Raw genomic sequence first — 21484 nt, forward strand, 5'->3', positions numbered from 1 at the left:
CACCGCCCCGGACCGCGCCGCGAGGGCGCTGTCGCCCGGAGTCTATCCAGGCCACGCAGGGGCACCGCCAGACTCTGGGGGAACGCTCCGGAGGGTGCTTCCTGTGGACGTCTTGTCCCCCGTACCGGGGTATGCTGGCGCCACTGTTCGAGGATGAACGGAAGGGGAAGAACGATGGAACGCACCACGAGCACCGAGGTCGTCCCGCTCGAGGACGGCTACCACCGGGTGTCGACTCCGGCGACGGGCGTGATCGGTTTCGTGCGCGAGCACGACGGCCGCTACGAGGTCCTGCGCGGACGGGTTCGCCAGGCGACCCGCTCCGAGGGTCAGTACAGCACCATGAACGTCGCGCTCATCGCGCTGACGCACGCCTGATCCGCTCTGGGCCGGGCCACACGACCGACGGGCGCTGCCCGGGTCGGTGAGCCGCGCCTCCAGGCCGTCACGGTGACCATCCGGACACCGGGCGCTGCGCGCGCGGACGACCGGGAGGCACTGGTCGCCGCCGTCGCGTCGGCGACGGGTGCCGAGCCGGTCGCGGTGCGCGCGGGGCGCTTGTGCCCGCACTGCGCGGAGGCCGACCACGGCCGTCCGTGGGCGAGTGCCGCGGGCGTCCCGGTCGGCGTGAGCCTGTCGCGCGCACCGGGCGTCGTCGCCCTCGCGGTCGGACCGGCGGCACTCGGTGTCGACGTCGAACGGGTGTCCCGGGTCGCCGCCGCGCCGCTCGACGCCTTCACGCCGGGGGAACTGTTCCGGGCCGACGGGGACCCGGCGCTCCTCGCTGCCGCGTGGGCGGCCAAGGAGGCCGTGCTGAAACGCGACGGACGTGGGCTGCGCGTCGACCCGCTCGCGGTGGACGTCGACGTGGTCGGCGGCACGGCCCGCTTCGAGGGTGTCGGACAACCGCTCACCGTGCTGTTCCCCGCGCCGGACGTGGTGCTCGTCGTCGCTGCGGGTGGCCTGCCCGTCGACGTGGTCGGGACGGTCAGCGGGGGAGCGTGAGCACCTCGGCGCCGTCCTCGGTGATCGCGATGGTGTGTTCCGTGTGGGCGGTCCGCGCTCCGGTGGCACTCCGCAGGGTCCAGCCGTCGGGGTCGGTGACCAGGACGTCGGTGTCCGCCATCACCCACGGTTCGAGCGCGAGCAGGAGCCCCGGTCGGAGCGTGTAGCCGCGGCCCGGGCGGCCGGTGTTCGACACGTGCGGGTCCTGGTGCATGGTGGAGCCGATGCCGTGTCCGCCGAACTCGACGTTCACCGGGTAGCCCGCGGCTTCGAGCACGGTGCCGATCGCGTGCGACAGGTCGCCGATGCGTGCCCCGGGTCCGGCGGCGGCGATGCCCGCGGCCAGCGCCCGCTCGGTGGCGTCGATGAGTGCGGTGTCCTCGGGGCGTGCGGTGCCGACGACGAAGCTGATCGCGGCGTCGGCGGCGATGCCGTCGAGGGAGACCGCGAGGTCGAGGGTCAGCAGGTCGCCGTCGCGCAGCGCCTGGTCGTGGGGCAGCCCGTGCAGGACGGCGTCGTTCACGGCGGTGCAGATGTGGTGGCCGAAGGGGCCGCGGCCGAACGAGGGGGCGTAGTCGACGTAGCAGGAGTCGGCGCCGGCGGCCTCGATCATCTCCTTCGCCCACCGGTCGATCTCGAGCAGGTTCGTGCCGACGCGGGTGCGTTCGCGCAGGGTCTGCAGGATCGTGCCGACGAGGGCTCCGGTGGCGCGGCCCTTGTCGACCTCGGCGGGGGTCAGGATCTCGATCACGCGGATGATCATACCGGTATTACTATGTGGTCATGGTCCGTCTCCCACTCCGCCCCGACGAGGTCGCGCGCGGTCGTCGCCTCGGTGCGCTGCTCCGTCGTGCCCGGGGTCCGCGGTCGATCGTGGACACCGCCCTGGCTGCGGGGATCTCGCCGGAGACACTCCGGAAGATCGAGACCGGGCGCATCGCGACGCCGGCGTTCTCGACGATCGCGTCGGTCGCCGGTGTGGTCGGGCTGTCGCTCGACGCGGTGTGGTCCGAGGTCAGCTGCGACCCGGTCGACGGCGAGCTGGCGGGATAGTCGACGCGGCGAAGCCTGCTAGCCAGCGGGCAGCGCCGGCACGGACACCTCGTCGACCCAGGGCCCGGTCACCGCGTGGACGTCCGCGACGGAGCGACCGGCGGCGTCCGCGAAGGCGCTGAGCACGGCCTGCACGGTGACGGATCCGTGCCGGTGCCGCTCGGTGATGCTCCGCAGCCCGGTGAAGAAGGCGTCGTCGCCGAACGTGCGGCGGACGGCGTGCAGGGCGAGGGCGCCGCGCTTGTAGACGCGGTCGTCGAACATGTCCTTCGCGCCCGGGTCACCGACGACCAGGTCCTCCGGCTGCTCGAGCAGTCCGTGCCGGTACCGCTCGGCCAACACGTCGGCGGTGTCGTCGCCGCGGTCCTCGGACCACAGCCACTCGGCGTAGCAGGCGAACCCCTCGTGCAGCCAGATGTCCTGCCAGCGGGTGACGGTCACGGAGTTGCCGAACCACTGGTGGGCGAGCTCGTGGGCGATGAGACGGTCGGTGCCGTGCTCGCCGTCGACGTGGTTCCGGCCGAACACCGCCAGGCCGTGGGCCTCGAGCGGGATCTCGAGGTCGTCGTCGGTCACCACGACGGCGTACGCCGCGAACGGGTATTGGCCGAACCGGTCACCGAACAGCGCGAGCATCTCCGGCACCTGGCCGAAGTCGGTCTTCGCGGCGGCGGCGAGGTCGGCGGGGTGGTGCAGTGTCACGGGGACGCCGCTCGTGCGCAGCTTCGTGGTGCGGTAGCGGCCGATCTGCACGGTCGCCAGGTACGTCGCCATCGGCTCGGTGGTGGCGTAGGTCCAGCGGGTGCCGACGCGGTCACGTTCCTTGGCGAGCAGCTCGCCGTTCGCCAGGACGTCGTACGCCGCCTCGGCAGCGATCTCGATGCGGTAGGTGGCCTTGTCGTCGGGGCGGTCGTTGCACGGGAACCACGACGGCGCCCCGGTGGGCTGCGCGGCGACGATCACACCGTCGGAGAGTTCCTCCCACCCGAGCTGCCCCCATGCGCTGCGCACGGGGTGCGGGGTGCCCCGGTACCGCAGGTGCACGCTGAACACGGTGTCGGCGGCGATCGGTTCGGCCGGGGTGACGGTCACCTTGTGCGTGGCGGTCGACACCTTCTTGGCGCGTCGGCCGTCGACGTCGACACGGTCGACCGTGAGCCCGTGCAGGTCGATGACGACCTTGTCGAGCGGTTCGAGGGCGCGCGCGGTGATCGTCGCGGTGCCGTCCAGGCGGTTGGTGGCGACGCGGTAGTCGAGCCGGAGCTCGTAGTGCTCCGCACTCCACCGTCGGTCGCCGCTGTGCGGGGTGTAGGGGTCTGCAGCGGGATCGGTGGGCACGGGGACAGTCAACCTCATGGTGCCGGTGGGGCTGTCACCGAGGGCGGTACCGCTGTCCACGGAGCGATCGGGTTGCCGGCCCAGCGGGACCCCGGCGGCACCTGCTCACCGCGCATCACGAGCGAGGACGGTCCGACGGTCGCCCCGGCACCGATGCCGGCCGCCGGCAGGACCACGCTGTGCGGCCCGAGCGTGGCGCCAGCGTCGAGCCGGACGGTGTCGAGCTGCATCACGCGGTCGTGGAACAGGTGCGTCTGCACGACCGTGCCCCGCGCCACCGACGCCCCGGACCCGATCGTGACCAGGTCGGCCTCGGGCAGCCAGTACGTCTCGAGCCAGGTCCCGCGCCCGATCGTCGCGCCGAGGCTCCGCAACCAGACGGCCAGAGCAGGGGTGCCGGTGGCCTGCTCGGCGAACCACGGCCGGGCGACGGTCTCGACGAAGGTGTCCTGCACCTCGTTGCGCCACACGAACGACGACCACAGCGGGTGCTCCCGGGCGGTGATCCGGCCGACGAACGCCCACTTCGCGATCGTCGACACCACGGCGGCGACGGCACCGGCGGCGATGAGCACCGGACCGGCGAGCAGCACCGTCCACCCGATCCCGACGGCCGACCACAGCGCCAGCAGTGTGCCGGCCACGCCGAGCGCGATCGCGGCGGACACCATCGGGGCGACCAGGCGCAGCAGCTCCCAGCAGCCGCGGGCGACCTTCAGCCGCCGGGACGGACGGAACGTGCGCGCCTCGTCGAACTCCGTCGCCGCACGCCGCAGCCGCACCGGGGGCGACCCGAGCCACGACGACCCGCGCTTGGCCTTCTTCGGCACGGCGGACAGCACCGCCACCAGGGCCTCGCGCGGCACCGAGCGTCCGGCGCCCGTCATCCCGCTGTTGCCGAGGAACGCCCGACGGCCGACCTTCGACCGACCGATCCGCACCCGACCGCCGCCGAGTTCGTAGGTGGCCACCATGGTGTCGTCGGCCAGGAACGCCCCCGACGCGATCTGCGTCAGCGCCGGGATGAGCAGCACCGTGGAGATCTCGGTGTCCCGACCGACCCGGGCGCCGAGCAGGCGCAACCACACCGGCGTCACGAGCGAGGCGTACAGCGGGAACAGCAGGGTCCGCGCCGCGTCGAGCACCCGCTCGGTCGACCACACCTGCCAGCCGATCCGGGAGCGCACCGGGTGCCGCCCCTCGTGCAGGCCGACGCCGAGCAACCGCACCGCGACCACCACCAGCAGCGCGTACACCGCACCGGCGACGACCGTCGCCAGGGGGACCGTCACCAGCGCGCGGAGCACCGCGTCGCCCAGGGCCGACGCCCGCCCCACCAGGGCCAGGGCGACCAGCAGACCGACCGCGACACCGACCACCGGCAACCCGGCCACCGCCAGGGACCCGGCCCCGTACGCGAGCAGCCAGCGGCGACGGACCGCAGGGCGGGCCTCCCGGTCGCCGCGAGCCGACCCGACGCGTTCCGCCGGCGCCCCCGCCCAGCGTTCGCCCGCCGGCACCGGACCGCCCACGGCGGAACCCGCCGTCACCTCGGCACCCGCGCCGACGTGCGCCCCCGGCAGCAGCGTCGTCCGGCTCCGCACCACCGCGTCGTCGTCGATGCGGACGTGCCCCAGGTGGAACACGTCGCCGTCGAGCCAGTGCCCGGCAAGGTCGACCTCGGGTTCGATCGACGCGCGCTTGCCGATCGTCAGCATCCCGGTCACCGGCGGCAGCGTGTGCAGGTCGACGTCCCGCCCGATCCGCGCACCGAGCGCCCGCGCGTAGTAGCTGATCCACGGGGCACCCGCGGTCGACGGGCCGTCCACCGCCTCGGCGATGCGCTCGGCCAACCACACCCGCAGGTGCACCGAACCCCCTCGGGGGTACGAGCCCGGACCGACCCCGGCGAGCAGCAGCCGCGCCAGCACCACCGTCAGCGCCATCTTGCCGATCGGCGTCACGAACACCAGGAGCATCAGCACCAGCACCGGCCAGGGCAGCACCGGCAGGAACGGCAACGTCGTCGCGTGCAGCACCGCAGCCACCAGGGCCGTCCAGGTCAGCACCCGCAGCCCGCGGAGCACCTGCACCGGCAGCCCGAGCAGCGTCATCAGCAGCCCTGTCGCCGGGGGGACCGGCGCCACGTCGCGCGACGATGCCTCGACCGGCCCGGACTCGTCCAGCGCCGCCGCCAACGCCCCGATCCGCGGGTGGTCGTACACGTCCGCCACCGTCGTCGTCGGGAACCGCTCACGGATGGCCGACACCAGCTGCGCCGCCGTCAACGACCCACCGCCGTGCGCGAAGAAGTCGTCGTCGACGCTCGCCACCGGCACCCCGAGGATCGCCGACCACCGCTCGGCGATCCACGCCACCGTGTCCGGCAGCATCGCCGCGTCCGTCGCCCCCGGCAACGGCCACGGCAGCGCCGCACGGTCGACCTTGCCCGACGTCCGCGTCGGCAGCGACTCCACCACCGCCACCAACGGCACCAGCGCCGCCGGCAACTCCTGGCGCAACCGTGCGTTCGCCGCCGCCACGTCCACCGTCGCCCCCGCCACCGGCGCCACGTACCCGACGAGCACCTGGTTCCCCGCCGGGGTCCGCTGCACCACCGCAGCACCACCCGCCACGTCGTCCAGGGCCTGCAGCGCCGCATCGATCTCACCGAGCTCGATCCGCCGACCGCCGAGCTTCACCTGGTCGTCCGCACGCCCCTGGAACACCAGCCCCTCGGGCTCGTACCGCACCAGGTCCCCGCTCCGGTACGCCCGCTCCCACCCGAGCTCCGGGAACGGCGCGTACTTCTCCGCGTCCTTCGCCGGGTCCAGGTACCGCCCCAGCCCGACCCCACCGATCACCAGCTCACCGACACCGCCCGGCTCCACCCGCTGCCCGGCACCGTCCACCACGGCCAGGTCCCACCCGTCCAGCGGCAACCCGATCCGGATCGGCTGGCTCCCGTCGAGCAGGGACCCGCACGCCACCACCGTCGCCTCGGTCGGCCCGTACGTGTTCCACACCTCACGGTCACGACTCGCGATGCGCGCCGCCAGCTCCGGCGGGCACGCCTCACCACCGAAGATCACCAGCCGCACCTGCTCCAACGCATCGTCCGGCCACAACGCCGCGAGCGTCGGCACCGTCGACACCACCGTGATCGTGTGCGCGATGAGCCACGGCCCCAGGTCCACCCCCGTCCGCACCAGCGACCGGGGCGCCGGCACCAACGCGGCACCGTGCCCCCACGCCAACCACATCTCCTCGCACGACGCGTCGAACGCCACACTCAGCCCCGCCAGCACCCGGTCACCCGGACCGATCGGCGCCGCCTGCAGGAACATCCGCGCCTCGGCGTCCACGAACGCCGCAGCACTGCGGTGGGTGACCGCCACGCCCTTCGGCACACCGGTCGACCCGGACGTGAAGATGATCCACGCGTCGTCGGTCTCGCGGGGGAGCTCGGCGCTCGCCGCAGGGTCGGTCACCGGCAGTTCGGCGCCGTCGCGGTCGCGCAGGACGCCGCCGGCACCGATCACCCCGACGACACAGGCTTCGCCGAACACCAGGGTGGCGCGTTCCTCGGGGTCGTCGGCGTCGACGGGCACGTAGGCGGCTCCGGCGGCCAGCACGGCGAGGATCGACAGGTACAGGTCGCGCCCGCCGGAGGGGATCCGCACCCCGACCCGGTCCCCGCGCCGGACGCCCCGGCGTGCGAGGTCGTCGGCCTGCGCGTGCACCAGGTCGAGCAGGGCGGCGTAGTCGACGCTGCCGGCGGGGTCCTCGAGCGCGGTGGCGTCCGGATGGGTCGCCGCGGTCGCCGAAAGGACGTCGAACAGGGTCCGTGGGGCGGGTGCGTCGCCGCCGCGGGCGAGTTCGAGCTGCGCGTTCCCGGTGCCGGTGGTCATCGAGGCCTCTTCCCGGTCGCGTGCGGGACGACCGGCCCGTGATCCTAGGGGACCGAGGTGTCCCGCTCGGAAACACGGGGTAGCGCAGGGGCGGGGCGGGGCGTCGCGCGCCGAGTGAGCAGAAGACGTCGGGTCACCCGCCTCGACCCGTCGCGTTCTGCTCACTCGACGAGGAGCCCCAACGGGGGAAGGTCGCCGCAGGCGACATCGTGCGCAGCCGACAGAGCGCAGCGAAGACGTCTGCTTGCGCGGGTGTGTCCAGTGCCCCCAGGAGGATTCGAACCTCCGCCCCTGCCTCCGGAGGGCAGTGCTCTATCCCCTGAGCTATGGGGGCCAAGGGGTGTGAACAACCGTAGCAGGTCCGGTGGGTGGTCCTGGACAGCGCGTGTCGCGCAGTGGACGCGGGGGGCGGCCGGTCTGGAGGCGCGGTGCGGGCCCGCCACGGGCCTCCCGTCCGCACGGTGCGCGGGTTGCGTTCCGGTGCGGGGTTCTGCGTTCCGTGCGGCGCTGGAAGCGCGCACCGGGCACGCAACCGCGCACCAGGTGGCGGATCGCGCACCGTGCCGGCCCGAGCGCGTCAGCCCGCAGGCGTCGCCGACCCCGTCGCGGACGGCTGCAGCGCGGCCCGCACCGCGTCGACGACGGGCTGCGCCCCACCCGGCTCGGTGAACAGCGTCGACTGCGCGGTGATCCAGTACGGGTCGGCGAAGGCATCCGCCCGGCCGACGGCACCGTTCAGGGCGAAGTACCCCTCGACGCGGTAGGTGGGGACCGATCCGCCCCGCTCGTACAGGGCGTCCTTCAGGTTGGTGAGCGACTTCTCAGGCAGATCGGCGACCGCGAACGTGATCGCCGTGGCGTCCGCGTCGGTGCTGACGAACCGGCAGACGCGGCCCTGCTGCTTCGCGATGGTCGCGGCGGGGGAGCCCTTCGCCGGTGTGAACGAGTCGTCGAGCTCGAAGGTCTGCCCGTACACGGACAGGGCGCTCATCGGCAGGAGTTCACCGCAGGTCTGCGACACCGGCTTGCCCGCGGGGGTCGCACTGGCCGACGGGGTGCTGGCACCGCCGCCCGAGCACCCGGCGAGCACGACGGCTGCTGCGGTGGTGAGGGTGGCGACGGTGAGCGCCCGGGCACGGCTGCGGGGGGTCATCCCGACATGATGCTGCATCGACCGGTGCGGACCTGGGCGTCCCGGTAGGATCGGTCCTCGTGACTCCAGCCGAACTCTCCGCCGCGTACCTGTCGATCCTGACCGGGATCGTCGAGCGCCGAGGCGCGTCCGACACCGTGACGATCGAGGAGTCCCACGTGGTGCTCGAGCGTCCGAAGAACCGCGCCCACGGTGACTGGGCCTCGAACGCGGCCATGCAGCTCGCGAAGCGGCTCGGCACGAACCCGCGCGAGCTCGCGACCGAGATCGCCGGTGAGCTGACCGAGCTCGACGGCGTGGACTCGGTCGACGTCGCCGGCCCGGGCTTCATCAACATCACGCTCGAAGCCGCCGCCGCGGGTGAGATCGCGCGCACCATCGTCGACGGCGGCGAGTCCTTCGGCACCGGGGACCTGTACGACGGCGTCCGGATCAACCTGGAGTTCGTCTCCGCCAACCCCACCGGTCCGATCCACATGGGCGGCGTGCGCTGGGCAGCGGTCGGCGACAGCCTGGCCCGCGTGTTCCAGGCGCAGGGCGGGCTCGTCACCCGCGAGTACTACTTCAACGACCACGGCGCGCAGATCGACCGCTTCGCCCGCTCCCTCGTGGCCAGCGCCCTCGGTGAGCCGACGCCCGAGGACGGCTACGGCGGCGCCTACATCGCCGAGATCGCGGCACGGGTCATCGCGACCCTCGAGCCGGGCACCGACGTCCGCGACCTGCCGCGTGACGAGGCGCAGGAGCTCTTCCGCCGCGAGGGCGTCGACTTCATGTTCGCCGACATCAAGTCGTCGCTGCATGACTTCGGCGTCGACTTCGACGTCTACTTCCACGAGAACGCGCTACACGAGTCGAAGGCCGTCGAGCGTGCCATCGCCCGACTGCGGTCGGCCGGTGTGATGTACGAGGCCGAGGGCGCCGAGTGGCTCCGCACCACCGACTTCGGCGACGACCGCGACCGCGTCGTCATCAAGTCGGACGGCGAACCCGCGTACATCGCCGGTGACCTGGCGTACTACCTCGACAAGCGCGAGCGCGGGTTCGAGCGCAACCTGATCATGCTGGGCGCCGACCACCACGGCTACGTCGGCCGGCTGATGGCGATGTGCGCCGCGTTCGGCGACGAGCCGGGCAAGAACCTCGAGATCCTGATCGGGCAGATGGTCAACCTGCTCAAGGACGGCGAACCGATGCGCATGTCGAAGCGCAACGGCACCATCGTCACGATGGAGGACCTGGTCGACGCCGTCGGTGTCGACGCCGGCCGCTACGCCCTGGTCCGCTTCGCCAGCGACACCGCGATCGACATCGACCTCGACCTGCTCACGAAGCGCACGAACGACAACCCCGTCTTCTACGTGCAGTACGCCCACGCCCGCACCCAGTCGGTGGCCCGGAACGCCGCGGCCGCCGGGGTCGACCGGTCGGTGTTCGACGCCTCGCTGCTGACCCACGAGTCGGAGAGCGCGCTCCTCGGAGCCCTCGCCGAGTACCCGCGGGTCGTCCGGCACGCCGCCGAGCTGCGCGAGCCGCACCGCATCGCGCGCTACATCGAGCAGCTGGCCGGCCTGTACCACCGCTGGTACGACTCCTGCCGCGTCACGCCCCTCGGCGACGAGCCCGTGACCGACCTGCACCGCACGCGCCTGTGGCTGAACGACGCCACCGGCCAGGTCGTCCGGAACGGCCTCGGCCTGCTCGGCGTGTCGGCTCCGTCCCGCATGTAGCGGTCGCCCTCTCCGCAAGACACCGGTGTTCGCGCACCGAACACCCGCATCCCGGGGTGTCGAGCGCGAACACCGGTGTTTTGCGTCCTGGCCGCGCCCGGCCGCAGCCCGGCCGCGCCTGGCCGCGCCCGGCTGCAGCTGCGCCGCAGACCGGGCTGGCAGGCTAGGACGCATGCCTGCAGCCACCGAACGCCCCACCAAGCGCCGCCGCTGGCCCGTCGTCCTGCTCGTGCTCGTCGTGGTGCTCGCCGGCCTCGTCGTCGTCGCCGAGTTCGTGCTGCGCGGCGTCGTCGACCGGATCATCGCCCAGCAGGTCGAGCAGTCGCTGCCCGACGGCACGACCGGCCAGGTCGACGCGCACGCCGAGGGCATCGTCATCCCGCAGCTCATCAGCGGCACGCTCGATCGCGTCGAGATCTCCTCGGAGAAGCTCACGGTCGACGGCATCCCGCTCGCCGCCGACGTCACTGCGCAGGACGTCCCGGTGGACGGCAAGGGTGACGTCCGCGACGTCGACGGCACGGTCACCCTGGCGTCGTCGAGCGTCAAGGACCTGGCGAAGTACAGCCCGCTCTTCGACCGCCTCAGCCTGGCCGACGGTGGGGTCGAGCTGACCGGGTCGTCGTCGGTGCTCGGCTACGACATCACCTACGCCGCCAAGGGTGCCGTCGTCGCGCAGGACGACGGCCGCGGTATCTCGATCACCCCGGAGAGCGTCCGGATCACGAACTCCGACCTCGGTCTGAAGGTCGACTCGATCCCGGGCGTCACCGGCGTCCCGGTGCAGGTCTGCACCGCGCAGTTCCTGCCCGAGGCGCTGCGGGTGCGCTCACTCGACGTGTCGAAGTCGGACGCGACGGTCCGCATCACCGCGGACGCGCTGCCGCTCACCGAGGACGGCCTGCGGACCGTCGGCAGCTGCCGCTGAGCGGACGGGTGCGTAACGCGGCCCGGGAGGCGTGGCTCGCGTCGGTAGGATCGGGTCCCGTGAGCGAGAACCCCCTTGCACCGCCGCGGCTGCGGTTCCCGACGGACGCCTCCGAACTGGTGGACCGCATCTGGCCCGCGTCCGCGACGCGGACCGACGACGGCACCCTGGCGATCGGTGGCATCAGCGCGACCGACCTGGTCGCCCGGTTCGGCACGCCGCTGTACGTCGTCGACGAGCGTGACGTGCAGTCCCGTGCGGTGCGGGTGCGGAACGCCTTCACCGAGGCCTTCGAACGCATCGGCAGTCACGCGCACGTCTACTACGCCGGCAAGGCGTTCCTGACGACGCAGGTGGTCGCGTGGATGGCCGAGGCGGACCTGCGCGTCGACGTCTGCACCGCCGGTGAGCTCGCGGTCGCCCTGGCCGGTGGCATCGACCCCGGTCGGCTCGGCTTCCACGGCAACGACAAGTCCGACGCCGAGATCGCCCGCGCGGTCGAGGTCGGCGTCGGCACGATCGTGCTCGACAGCCACGAAGAGGTGCAGCGCGTCGCCCGCGCCGCCGCCGACGCCGGGGTCGTGCAGCGTGTGCGCATCCGGATCAACACCGGCGTGCACGCGTCCACCCACGAGTACCTGGCGACCGCTCGCGAGGACCAGAAGTTCGGCATCCCGCTGTCCGAGGCCGTCGACGCCGCGGCAGCCGTCCGTGCCGAGCCCTCGCTCGCCTTCGTCGGCCTGCACTCGCACATCGGTTCGCAGATCTTCGACGACGCCGGCTTCCGCGAGGCCGCACGTCGGCTGATGGACGTGCACGCGACGCTCGTCGCCACCGGCCCGGTGCCCGAGCTGAACCTCGGCGGCGGCTGGGGCATCGACTACACCGAGGCCGACTCGGCGTTCGCCCCCGAGGACGTCGCCGATGCACTGGCCGCGATCATCGGCGAGGCCTGCGCCGAACGCGGCATCCCGGTGCCGGACATCGCCGTCGAGCCGGGCCGGTACGTCATCGGCCCGCCCGGGGTGACGCTGTACCGCGTCGGCACGATCAAGCCCGTCACGCTCGAGACCGACGACGGCGGCAGCGCGACCCGCACGTACGTCTCGGTCGACGGCGGGATGAGCGACAACATCCGTCCGGCCCTGTACGGCGCCGACTACACGGCCCGGCTCGCCCGCACCTCCGACGCACCAGCGGTGCTGAGCCGCGTCGTCGGCAAGCACTGCGAGAGCGGCGACGTCGTGGTGAACGACGAGTACCTGCCCGGCGACGTGCAGCGCGGCGACCTGCTGGCCGTGGCGGCCACCGGTGCCTACTGCTGGGCGCTGTCGAGCAACTACAACCACGTGGGCCGCCCGCCGGTCGTCGCCGTCGCGGACGGCACAGCCCGTATCCTCGTGCGGGGCGAGACGATCGACGACCTGCTCGCCCGTGACACCGGGGTCGCCGCCGTGCCCGCCGAGGGCACCGGCCGCTGACCCCCGACCCGACCGGGTCCGCCCACCCCGCAGGGCGTGCCCCCATCGACAGGAACCGCTACCAGATGATCGAATACCGCAACGTCCGTGTCGCGCTGCTCGGGGCCGGCTCGGTCGGTTCCCAGGTCGCGCGACTGCTCCTCGAGCACGGCGACGAGCTGGCCTCGCGCGCCGGAGCCGGGCTGGAGCTCGTCGGGATCGCCGTGCGCGACGTGGACGCGGAGCGCGACGTCGACCTGCCGGCGGAGCTCTTCACCACGGACGCTGCGTCGCTCATCCTCGGCGCGGACATCGTCGTCGAGCTCATCGGCGGCATCGAGCCGGCGCGCACCCTCGTGCTCCAGGCGCTGCAGTCCGGCGCCGACGTCGTCACCGGCAACAAGGCGCTGCTCGCCACCCACGGCCCGGAGCTCTTCGCCGCGGCCGAGCAGGTCGGTGCACAGCTCTACTACGAGGCCGCCGTGGCCGGTGCGATCCCGATCATCCGTCCGCTGCACGACTCGCTCGCCGGTGACCGCATCGTCCGGATCATGGGCATCGTCAACGGCACGACCAACTTCATCCTCGACCTGATGGACCGCAAGGGTTCCACGTTCGAGGACGCCCTGGCCACCGCGACGGAGCTCGGGTACGCCGAGGCCGACCCGACCGCCGACATCGAGGGCTACGACGCCGCGCAGAAGGCCGCGATCCTGGCCTCGCTCGCGTTCCACACCTCGGTGCCGCTCGCCGCCGTGCACCGCGAGGGCATCACCCACGTCACGATCGAGCAGGTCCGCGCCGCCCGCAAGGCCGGCTACGTCGTGAAGATCCTGGCGACCGCGGAGCGGCTGACGGACGAGGACGGCCGCGAGGGCGTCAGCGCCCGCGTCTACCCGGCCCTCGTGCCCGAGTCGCACCCGCTCGCGAGCGTGCACGGAGCGAAGAACGCCGTGTTCGTCGAGGCTGAAGCCGCCGGTGACCTGATGTTCTACGGCGCGGGTGCCGGTGGCGTCGAGACGGCCTCGGCGGTCCTCGGCGACCTGGTCTCCGCGGCTCGTCGGCACGTCATCGGTGGCCCGGGCGTCGCCGAGTCGACGCAGTCCGAGCTGCCGGTGTTCCCGATCGGCACCGTTCGCACGAGCTACCAGATCACCCTGCACGTCACGGACGCACCCGGCGTGCTGTCGACCGTCGCGGGCGTGCTCGCCAAGCACGGCGTCAGCGTCGAGACGGTCGAGCAGACCACCACCGGCGCAGCCGAGGGGACCGCGACGCTCGTCATCGGCACCCACCTGGCGCGCGAGGCCGACCTCGCGGACACCGTCGTCGCCCTCCGCGGCGAGGACGTCGTCCTGGACGTCACCAGCGTCCTGCGCGTCGTCGGTCGCTGACGCGACCACGGGCCTCCAGGCCGACCAGCAGGCTCGCCGAGCCGAGCCGAACCACCACCAGATCCACCCCACCGGACAGAGAGAGAAGCCTGATGGCCCACCAGTGGCAGGGAGTCCTGCGCGAGTACGCCGACCGACTCGACGTGACCGAGGCGACGCCCATCGTCACCCTCGGTGAGGGCGGCACGCCGCTCATCCCGGCTCGTCGGCTCTCCGAGCGCACCGGCGCCGAGGTCTACGTGAAGTTCGAGGGCATGAACCCGACGGGCTCGTTCAAGGACCGCGGCATGACGATGGCGATCTCGAAGGCCGTCGAGCACGGCGCGAAGGCCGTCATCTGCGCCTCGACCGGCAACACCAGCGCCTCGGCCGCCGCGTACGCGACGCACGCCGGCATCACCGCCGCGGTGCTCGTGCCCGAGGGCAAGATCGCCATGGGCAAGCTCAGCCAGGCCGTCGCCCACGACGCCCAGCTGCTGCAGGTGCAGGGCAACTTCGACGACTGCCTCGACATCGCCCGCGACCTGGCGGCGAACTACCCGGTGCACCTCGTCAACTCCGTCAACAACGACCGCATCGAGGGGCAGAAGACCGCCGCGTTCGAGGTCGTCGACGTCCTCGGTGACGCACCGGACTTCCACTTCCTGCCCGTCGGCAACGCGGGCAACTACACCGCGTACTCGCGCGGCTACCGCGAGGACGTCGCCGCCGGTCGGAGCACCAAGCTGCCCCGCATGTTCGGGTTCCAGGCCGCCGGTTCCGCCCCGATCGTGCACGGCGAGGTCGTCCGGCACCCGGACACCATCGCGTCGGCCATCCGCATCGGCAACCCGGCCTCGTGGCAGTTCGCGCTCGAGGCGCAGCAGGAGACCGACGGCTACTTCGGTGCGATCAGCGACGAGGCCATCCTCGCCGCGCACCGCATCCTGTCGGCCGAGGTCGGCGTCTTCGTCGAGCCCGCGTCGGCGATCGGTGTCGCCGGGCTGCTCGAGCGCGCCGACGCCGGTGTCGTGCCGAAGGGCGCGAAGGTCGTCATCACGGTCACGGGTCACGGCCTGAAGGACCCGCAGTGGGCCCTCCGCACGCCGGACGGCGGCGAGGTCACCCCGACGAGCGTGCCGGTCGACACGAAGTCGATCGCCGACGTGCTCGGTCTGGTCAGCGAGCAGTGATCTCCGACCGCTCGTCCGGACCGGGGGAGGGCGTCACCGCCCGCAGCGCTGTACCGGCCGGACGGGCGGTCCGGACACTGCCGGCCGGATCGACGGTCCGCGTCCGGGTGCCGGCCACGTCGGCGAACCTCGGCCCCGGCTTCGACTCGCTCGGCCTCGCGCTCTCGCTCTACGACGAGGTCGTGGTGCGCGTGCGCCCCGAACCCGGCGCGACCGTCACGGTCGAGGGCGTCGGCGCCGGTGAGGTCGCCACCGACGACTCGAACCTGGTCGTCCGTGCCGTCCGCCGAGGGTTCGAACACGCCGGTGTCGACCAGCCCGGCCTCGAGCTGCACGCGACGAACGCGATCCCGCACGGGCGCGGTCTCGGCTCGTCCGCCGCGGCGATCGTCGCGGGGCTGATGGCGGCCCGCGGCCTGCTCGAGGGCATCGTCGACCTCGACGCCTCGACGCTCCTGACCCTGGCCACCGAGATGGAGGGCCACCCGGACAACGTCGCGCCGGCGCTCTTCGGCGGCCTGACGATCGCGTGGATGACCGCCGAGGGCCCGGCGTACAAACGGCTCCTGGTGCACCGCGGTGTCGCCCCGGTGGTGTTCGTGCCGACCTCGACGCTCTCCACCAAGCTCGCGCGCTCCCTGCAGCCCGAGCAGGTCCCGCACGCCGACGCCGCGTTCAACGTCTCCCGCTCGGCGCTGCTCGTCGCGGCGCTCATCCAGAGCCCCGAGCTGTTGCTCGCCGCGACCGAGGACCGTCTGCACCAGGCGTACCGCGCCAGCGCCATGCCCGAGACCGACGCCCTGATCCGGCTGCTCCGGCAGCACGGCCTGGCCGCGGTGGTCTCCGGTGCGGGGCCGAGCCTGCTCGTCCTCGGCAGCGACCCGGCACAGCGGCTGACCGCCGCCGACCTGGTCCAGCGACACGCCGAATCCGACTGGCGGCCGCTCATGCTGGCCGTCGATCTCGGTGGTGCTACAGTGGCAGCGCACTCGGCGCTCGAAGCCGAACCCGCGTAACCGTACGGATCGCTCGTCCTCCAGGACAGCTCCTACGACGTCGCAGGGTCCGGTGCGCGAGTGTGCATCTCTTTCTGATCACCGAATCCCGATCCGTCGTCTGAACGGCGGTCGATGCTCACTGCATCCGGGACGGTGGAAACTCTCCGCGTTCTGCGGTTCGAAAGGAAACACCGACCTTGACCGACAACAACTCCGCCCAGGTGGAGATCCCCAGCGACCTGCGTGCCCTCCGTCTTCCGGAGCTCCAGCGCATCGCCTCCTCGCTCGGCATCACCGGGCTCTCCAAGCTCCGCAAGGGCGACCTGATCGCCTCCATCGAGGACAAGCGCCCCGTCGACGAGACGCCGGCCGCCCCGGCCGCCGTCGTCCCCGAGACCCCCGCCGAGCCGGCCGCCACCGAGCAGCCGACCCTGCCGGAACCCGCCGAGACGCCCGCGCAGCCCGCTGCCGAGGCCCCCGTCGCCGACTCCGAGGCACCCGCCGAGTCGGCAGCCCCGAGCCGTGCCCGTCGTTCGCGCCGTGCGTCGTCCGGTGGCACCGTGAACGCCGCACCGACCTCGGCCGCCGAGCACACCAACCACGGTCAGACCGGCACCGAGGACCTCCTCGCCGGGCTCGACCAGGTCCGCGCCGAGAAGGACGCGCAGGAAGCCGCGCAGTCCGGCTCGCAGCGCCGCGGCCGTGGCCAGCGGAACGCCGAGCAGCGCACCGAGCAGCGTGGCGCCGAGCAGGGCGAGCAGGCGTCGGCACCGGCCGAGGCCGAGCAGCCGAACCAGGCTGCCCAGCAGCAGGGCCAGCAGAGCCAGCAGGCCCCGACGTCCGCCGTGCAGGCCGACCAGGACCAGAACGAGTCCGGCGACCAGAACGACCAGGGCGACCAGAACTCCGAGCAGGGCGAGGGCGGCTCGCGCCGCGGTCGTCGCAGCCGTGGTCGCGGTCGTGGCCGTGGGCAGAACGCCGAGAACGGCGAGCAGCAGAACGGCGCCGACCAGCAGAACGGTGGCCAGAACGGCGGCCAGCAGAAGCAGAACGGCGCCGACCAGAACGGCCAGCAGAACGGCCAGCAGAACGGCGGCCAGCAGAACCAGCAGAAGCAGAACGGCGGCGAGCAGCAGAACGGCAAGCAGAACGACCAGCCGAAGCAGGCCGACGCCAAGCAGGACGACAAGTCCGACCAGAAGCAGCAGAACGCCGGTCAGCAGAAGCAGCAGACCAGCGGCCAGCAGAAGCAGCAACAGCAACAGCACGCCGACGAGGCCGAGAGCGGCCGCAGCCGTCGCCAGCGCGACCGCAAGCGCGGCCGTGGCGGCCAGAACGACGACTTCGAGCCCGAGGTCAACGAGGACGACGTCCTGATCCCGATCGCGGGCATCCTCGACGTCCTCGACAACTACGCGTTCGTCCGCACCACCGGCTACCTGCCGGGCCCGAGCGACGTCTACGTCTCCCTCGGCCAGGTGAAGAAGTACCACCTGCGCAAGGGCGACGCCGTCGTCGGTTCGATCAAGCAGCCGCGTGACGGCGAGCAGCAGAGCCGTCAGAAGTACAACGCGCTCGTGGCCGTCGAGTCGATCAACGGCCAGTCCGCCGACGAGGCCGCGGCCCGTGTCGACTTCAACGACCTCACCCCGCTGTACCCGAACGAGCGCCTGCGCCTCGAGACGGAGCCGGGCAAGCTGTCGACCCGCATCATCGACCTCGTGTCGCCGATCGGCAAGGGCCAGCGCGGTCTCATCGTGTCCCCGCCGAAGGCCGGCAAGACCGTCGTGCTGCAGGCCATCGCGAACGCCGTCGCCAAGAACAACCCCGAGGCGCACCTGATGGTCGTCCTCGTCGACGAGCGGCCCGAAGAGGTCACCGACATGCAGCGCACGGTGAAGGGCGAGGTCATCGCCTCGACCTTCGACCGTCCCGCCGAGGACCACACCACCGTCGCCGAGCTCGCCATCGAGCGTGCGAAGCGCCTGGTGGAGCTGGGCCACGACGTCGTGCTGCTGCTCGACTCGATCACGCGCCTGGGCCGTGCGTACAACCTGTCGACCCCGCCGTCGGGCCGCGTGCTCTCCGGTGGCGTCGACTCGGCGGCGCTCTACCCGCCGAAGCGCTTCTTCGGCGCCGCGCGCAACATCGAGGACGGCGGCTCGCTGACCATCCTCGCGACCGCGCTCGTCGAGACCGGCTCCAAGATGGACGAGGTCATCTTCGAGGAGTTCAAGGGCACCGGCAACATGGAGCTCCGCCTGAACCGTCACCTCGCCGACAAGCGGATCTTCCCCGCGGTCGACGTGAACGCCTCTGGTACCCGTCGCGAGGAGCAGCTGCTCTCCGCGGACGAGGTCAAGATCACCTGGCGTCTGCGCCGGGCCCTCGCCGGGCTCGACCCGCAGCAGGCCCTCGAGATCGTGCTGCGGAACCTCAAGGAGACGCAGTCGAACGTCGAGTTCCTGGTGCAGGTGCAGAAGTCGGTCCCCTCGACCGGCGCCCACCACAACGGCCACCAGGAGTAACGCGTGTTCGAGTCGGTAGCGGGGCTGCTGGCGGAACACGAGGACCTGACGCAGCAGCTGTCGGACCCCGCGCTCCACGCCGATGCGGCCCGGGCGAAGAAGGTGAACCGGCGGTACGCCGAGCTCAACCAGATCAAGTCCGCGTACGAGGCCTGGCAGGCGGCGGGGGACGACCTCGCCGCCGCCCAGGAACTCGCGCGTGAGGACGCGGCGTTCGCGGACGAGGTCCCCGGGCTCGAGGAGCAGCTGTCGGAGCGCCAGGAGCGTCTCCGGCGGCTGCTCATCCCGCGCGACCCGGACGACGGCCGCGACGTCATCATGGAGATCAAGGGCGGCGAGGGCGGCGAGGAATCGGCGCTGTTCGCGGCCGACCTCCTGCGCATGTACTCGCACTACGCCGAGACCAAGGGCTGGAAGGTCGAGCTCCTCGAGCGCACCGAGTCCGACCTGGGTGGCTACAAGGACGTCCAGGTCGCGATCAAGTCGAACACGACCGACCCGTCCCAGGGCGTCTGGGCACACCTGAAGTACGAGGGCGGTGTGCACCGCGTCCAGCGTGTGCCGCAGACCGAGTCGCAGGGGCGCATCCACACCTCGACCACCGGCGTGCTGGTGTTCCCCGAGGTGGACGAGCCCGAAGAGGTCCAGATCAACCAGAACGACCTGAAGATCGACGTCTACCGGTCCTCCGGTCCGGGCGGCCAGTCCGTCAACACGACGGACTCCGCGGTCCGCATCACCCACCTGCCCACGGGCATCACGGTGGCGATGCAGAACGAGAAGTCGCAGCTGCAGAACCGTGAGGCCGGCATGCGCGTGCTCCGTGCACGCATCCTCGCGCGCCAGCAGGAGGAGCTCGACGCGATCGCCTCGGACGCGCGCAAGTCGCAGATCCGCGGGATGGACCGTTCGGAGCGCATCCGCACGTACAACTTCCCGGAGAACCGGATCGCGGACCACCGCACCGGCTACAAGGCGTACGACCTCGACCGCGTGATGAACGGTGCCCTCGAGCCCGTCATCCAGTCCGCCATCCAGGCGGACGAAGAGGCACGGCTGGCCGCCATCGGCGACCAGGACGCCTGATCGGCGTGACCGGACTGGAGGCCCGCGGCGGCTCCGACGGGTCCCGCACGTTCGCCGCGGATCGCCTGCTCGAGCAGGCGACCGCGGCGCTCGTCGCCGTCGGCGTCCCCACGCCCCGGGTCGACGCCGAGCTGCTGCTCGCCTGGGCGACCGACACCTCGCGCGGTGCTGTCCAGGCCCGGGCGCTGATCGGCGGCGGCATCGCCCCGGAGCACGTCGAGCGCTTCCGGCACGCGGTCGCCCGCCGCGCCACCCGTGAGCCGCTGCAGCACATCACCGGGCAGGCGTACTTCCGTGCGCTCACCCTGGCGGTCGGACCGGGCGTGTTCGTGCCCCGTCCGGAGACCGAGGGCGTCGTGCAGTTCGGCATCGACGCCCTCCGCGCGACCGCCGTGCCCGAGCCGATCGCCGTCGACCTGGGCTCCGGAAGCGGTGCGATCGCGATCGCGATGGACACCGAGGTGCCGAACGCCGTGGTCTACGCCGTCGAGCGGTCGCCCGAGGCGCTGCCCTGGACCCGGTGCAACGTCGACGCCCACGGCGGGACCGTGCGGCTCGTCGAGGGCGACCTCGCCGACGCGCTGCCGGAACTCGACGGCACCGTCTCCGTCGTCGTGTCGAACCCGCCGTACGTGCCGGACGACGCGATCCCGGTCGACCCCGAGGTCCGCGACCACGACCCGGCGATGGCGCTCTACGGTGGGCCGGACGGCCTCGACGCCGTGCGCGCCCTCGCCGAGACGGCCTGGCGGTTGCTGGTGCCCGGGGGAGCACTGGTCATCGAGCACGCCGAGCCGCAGGGCGCCGGCGTCCGGCAGGTCCTGGCGGGCCGGGGGTTCCGCACCCCGGAGACGCACGTCGACCTGACGGGTCGCGACCGCATGACCACCGCGACGCGCTAGGCGGGGTGAGCCGCGCCTCCAGGCCGTCCTCGCCCGCCGTCGGCTGCGGTGAGACGCCGTCGTGTCGGTGAGACGCCGCGATGTGCGCGAGACGCCGCGGTGTCTGGCGGCGTCCTGACAAGACGACGGCGTGTCGGCGGGTGTGAGCGCTCGTCAGGCGACGGGGGAGGTCTCGCGCTGCGCCGCGACGAAGGCGCGGACGTGCTCGCGAAGGTCGGTGTCGTGCTCGACCAGCACCGCGTGGATGCCGACGCTCCGCGCACCGGCGATGTTCTCGGGCATGTCGTCGGCGAAGAAGGTGCGCTCCGCGGGGACCCCGTGGTGGGCGATCGCGCGCTGGAAGACCTCGGGCTCGGGCTTCCGGGCGCCGAAGTTGCTCGTCGTGTCGAGGTGCTCGCCGAAGACCTCGGGCAGGGACGGTGCCCACTCGTGGATCCACCGGCCGGCGAGCGGACCGTTGTTGGTGAGCAGCCCGACACGCCCGTGCTCGCTCGCGATCCGGACCGCCTCGATGCGTTCCGGCAGCTCGGTCATCGCGGCGCCGCGGATCCGGGCCCAGTCGGCCTCGGGGACGTCGCACTCCATCGCGCGCTCGAACGCAGCGAGGTACTCGTCGCCGTCCGCGAACCCACCGGCCTCGGCGCGCATCTCGTGACCGCAGTCCCACCAGCGGCGTCGGAGCTCCTGGAACGCGTGTCCGGTGAACTCGGAGAGTGCGGCCATGCGCACCTTCCAGTCGTACCGGACCAGGACGTCGTCCATGTCGAAGAGGAACAGGAGCGGGGGTGCAGGCGTCTCGTTCACGATGTCCACCATTGTGTCGCAC

General features: G+C 72.4%; 17 protein-coding genes and 1 tRNA gene. 12 read left to right on the top strand and 6 right to left on the bottom strand.

Annotated features, from left to right (window positions below; genetic code table 11):
- Positions 1 to 174: 174 nt before the first annotated feature.
- On the top strand, positions 175 to 378 hold the full coding sequence (locus tag BOSE127_RS16035; RefSeq protein ID WP_017885770.1) for a hypothetical protein: 204 nt from the start codon (positions 175 to 177) through the stop codon (positions 376 to 378).
- A gap of 72 nt (positions 379 to 450) precedes the next feature.
- Positions 451 to 1005: a 4'-phosphopantetheinyl transferase superfamily protein gene (locus tag BOSE127_RS16040; RefSeq protein ID WP_159557987.1), complete on the top strand. Its 555-nt coding sequence runs from the start codon at positions 451 to 453 to the stop codon at positions 1003 to 1005.
- Here the strand turns inward: BOSE127_RS16040 and map are convergent.
- Positions 989 to 1756 carry a type I methionyl aminopeptidase gene (gene map / locus BOSE127_RS16045; RefSeq protein ID WP_031259118.1) on the bottom strand — a complete coding sequence of 256 codons (768 nt, stop codon included), beginning with the start codon at positions 1754 to 1756 and terminating at the stop codon, positions 989 to 991. The genes BOSE127_RS16040 and map overlap by 17 nt on opposite strands.
- A 32-nt stretch (positions 1757 to 1788) precedes the next feature.
- On the opposite strand from map, the gene BOSE127_RS16050 reads away from it, so the two are divergent.
- On the top strand, positions 1789 to 2058 hold the full coding sequence (locus BOSE127_RS16050) for a helix-turn-helix domain-containing protein (protein WP_031259117.1): 270 nt from the start codon (positions 1789 to 1791) through the stop codon (positions 2056 to 2058).
- An 18-nt stretch (positions 2059 to 2076) separates the two neighbouring features.
- Here the strand turns inward: BOSE127_RS16050 and BOSE127_RS16055 are convergent, their stop codons facing one another.
- From BOSE127_RS16055 to BOSE127_RS16070, 4 genes are all read right to left on the bottom strand, one after another.
- Positions 2077 to 3396, bottom strand: a complete 1320-nt coding sequence (locus tag BOSE127_RS16055) for a M1 family metallopeptidase (RefSeq protein ID WP_236559577.1) — start codon at positions 3394 to 3396, stop codon at positions 2077 to 2079.
- Between the two features lie 14 nt (positions 3397 to 3410).
- The gene (locus BOSE127_RS16060) at positions 3411 to 7307 is read right to left on the bottom strand and encodes a Pls/PosA family non-ribosomal peptide synthetase (RefSeq protein ID WP_159557991.1); all 3897 of its coding nucleotides are present in this window, start codon (positions 7305 to 7307) and stop codon (positions 3411 to 3413) included.
- A gap of 262 nt (positions 7308 to 7569) precedes the next feature.
- Positions 7570 to 7641, bottom strand: a tRNA-Arg gene (locus tag BOSE127_RS16065).
- Between the two features lie 243 nt (positions 7642 to 7884).
- Positions 7885 to 8460: a hypothetical protein gene (locus BOSE127_RS16070; RefSeq protein WP_042539469.1), complete on the bottom strand. Its 576-nt coding sequence runs from the start codon at positions 8458 to 8460 to the stop codon at positions 7885 to 7887.
- Positions 8461 to 8519: 59 nt separating this feature from the next.
- Here BOSE127_RS16070 and argS point away from each other — a divergent pair, with 59 nt between their 5' ends.
- The 9 genes from argS to prmC all read left to right on the top strand — a co-directional run bounded on the left by argS (position 8520) and on the right by prmC (position 20658).
- Entirely contained in the window at positions 8520 to 10190 is a 1671-nt protein-coding gene (argS, locus tag BOSE127_RS16075; RefSeq protein ID WP_017885763.1) for an arginine--tRNA ligase, read from the top strand.
- 172 nt (positions 10191 to 10362) lie between these two features.
- Complete coding sequence (locus BOSE127_RS16080) at positions 10363 to 11118, top strand: LmeA family phospholipid-binding protein (RefSeq protein WP_017885762.1); 756 nt, start codon at positions 10363 to 10365, stop codon at positions 11116 to 11118.
- 59 nt (positions 11119 to 11177) lie between these two features.
- A complete protein-coding gene (gene lysA, locus BOSE127_RS16085) occupies positions 11178 to 12599 on the top strand; it encodes a diaminopimelate decarboxylase (RefSeq protein ID WP_056068836.1) in 1422 nt (473 codons plus the stop codon).
- Between the two features lie 65 nt (positions 12600 to 12664).
- On the top strand, positions 12665 to 13972 hold the full coding sequence (locus BOSE127_RS16090) for a homoserine dehydrogenase (protein ID WP_017885760.1): 1308 nt from the start codon (positions 12665 to 12667) through the stop codon (positions 13970 to 13972).
- A 92-nt stretch (positions 13973 to 14064) separates the two neighbouring features.
- Entirely contained in the window at positions 14065 to 15144 is a 1080-nt protein-coding gene (gene thrC, locus BOSE127_RS16095) for a threonine synthase (protein ID WP_017885759.1), read from the top strand.
- Positions 15145 to 15221: 77 nt separating this feature from the next.
- Positions 15222 to 16160: a homoserine kinase gene (gene thrB / locus BOSE127_RS16100; RefSeq protein ID WP_071251731.1), complete on the top strand. Its 939-nt coding sequence runs from the start codon at positions 15222 to 15224 to the stop codon at positions 16158 to 16160.
- Positions 16161 to 16339: 179 nt separating this feature from the next.
- Entirely contained in the window at positions 16340 to 18670 is a 2331-nt protein-coding gene (rho, locus tag BOSE127_RS16105; protein ID WP_159557993.1) for a transcription termination factor Rho, read from the top strand.
- 3 nt (positions 18671 to 18673) lie between these two features.
- Complete coding sequence (gene prfA, locus BOSE127_RS16110; RefSeq protein WP_017885756.1) at positions 18674 to 19756, top strand: peptide chain release factor 1; 1083 nt, start codon at positions 18674 to 18676, stop codon at positions 19754 to 19756.
- Positions 19757 to 19770: 14 nt separating this feature from the next.
- Positions 19771 to 20658 carry a peptide chain release factor N(5)-glutamine methyltransferase gene (gene prmC, locus BOSE127_RS16115; RefSeq protein ID WP_159558219.1) on the top strand — a complete coding sequence of 296 codons (888 nt, stop codon included), beginning with the start codon at positions 19771 to 19773 and terminating at the stop codon, positions 20656 to 20658.
- A gap of 153 nt (positions 20659 to 20811) precedes the next feature.
- On the opposite strand, the gene BOSE127_RS16120 is transcribed toward prmC, so the two are convergent.
- A complete protein-coding gene (locus tag BOSE127_RS16120; RefSeq protein ID WP_159557995.1) occupies positions 20812 to 21462 on the bottom strand; it encodes an HAD family hydrolase in 651 nt (216 codons plus the stop codon).
- Between the last annotated feature and the right edge of the window lie 22 nt (positions 21463 to 21484).

This window comes from Curtobacterium sp. 8I-2 (assembly GCF_902506155.1).
GTDB classification, from domain to species: Bacteria; Actinomycetota; Actinomycetes; order Actinomycetales; family Microbacteriaceae; genus Curtobacterium; species Curtobacterium poinsettiae.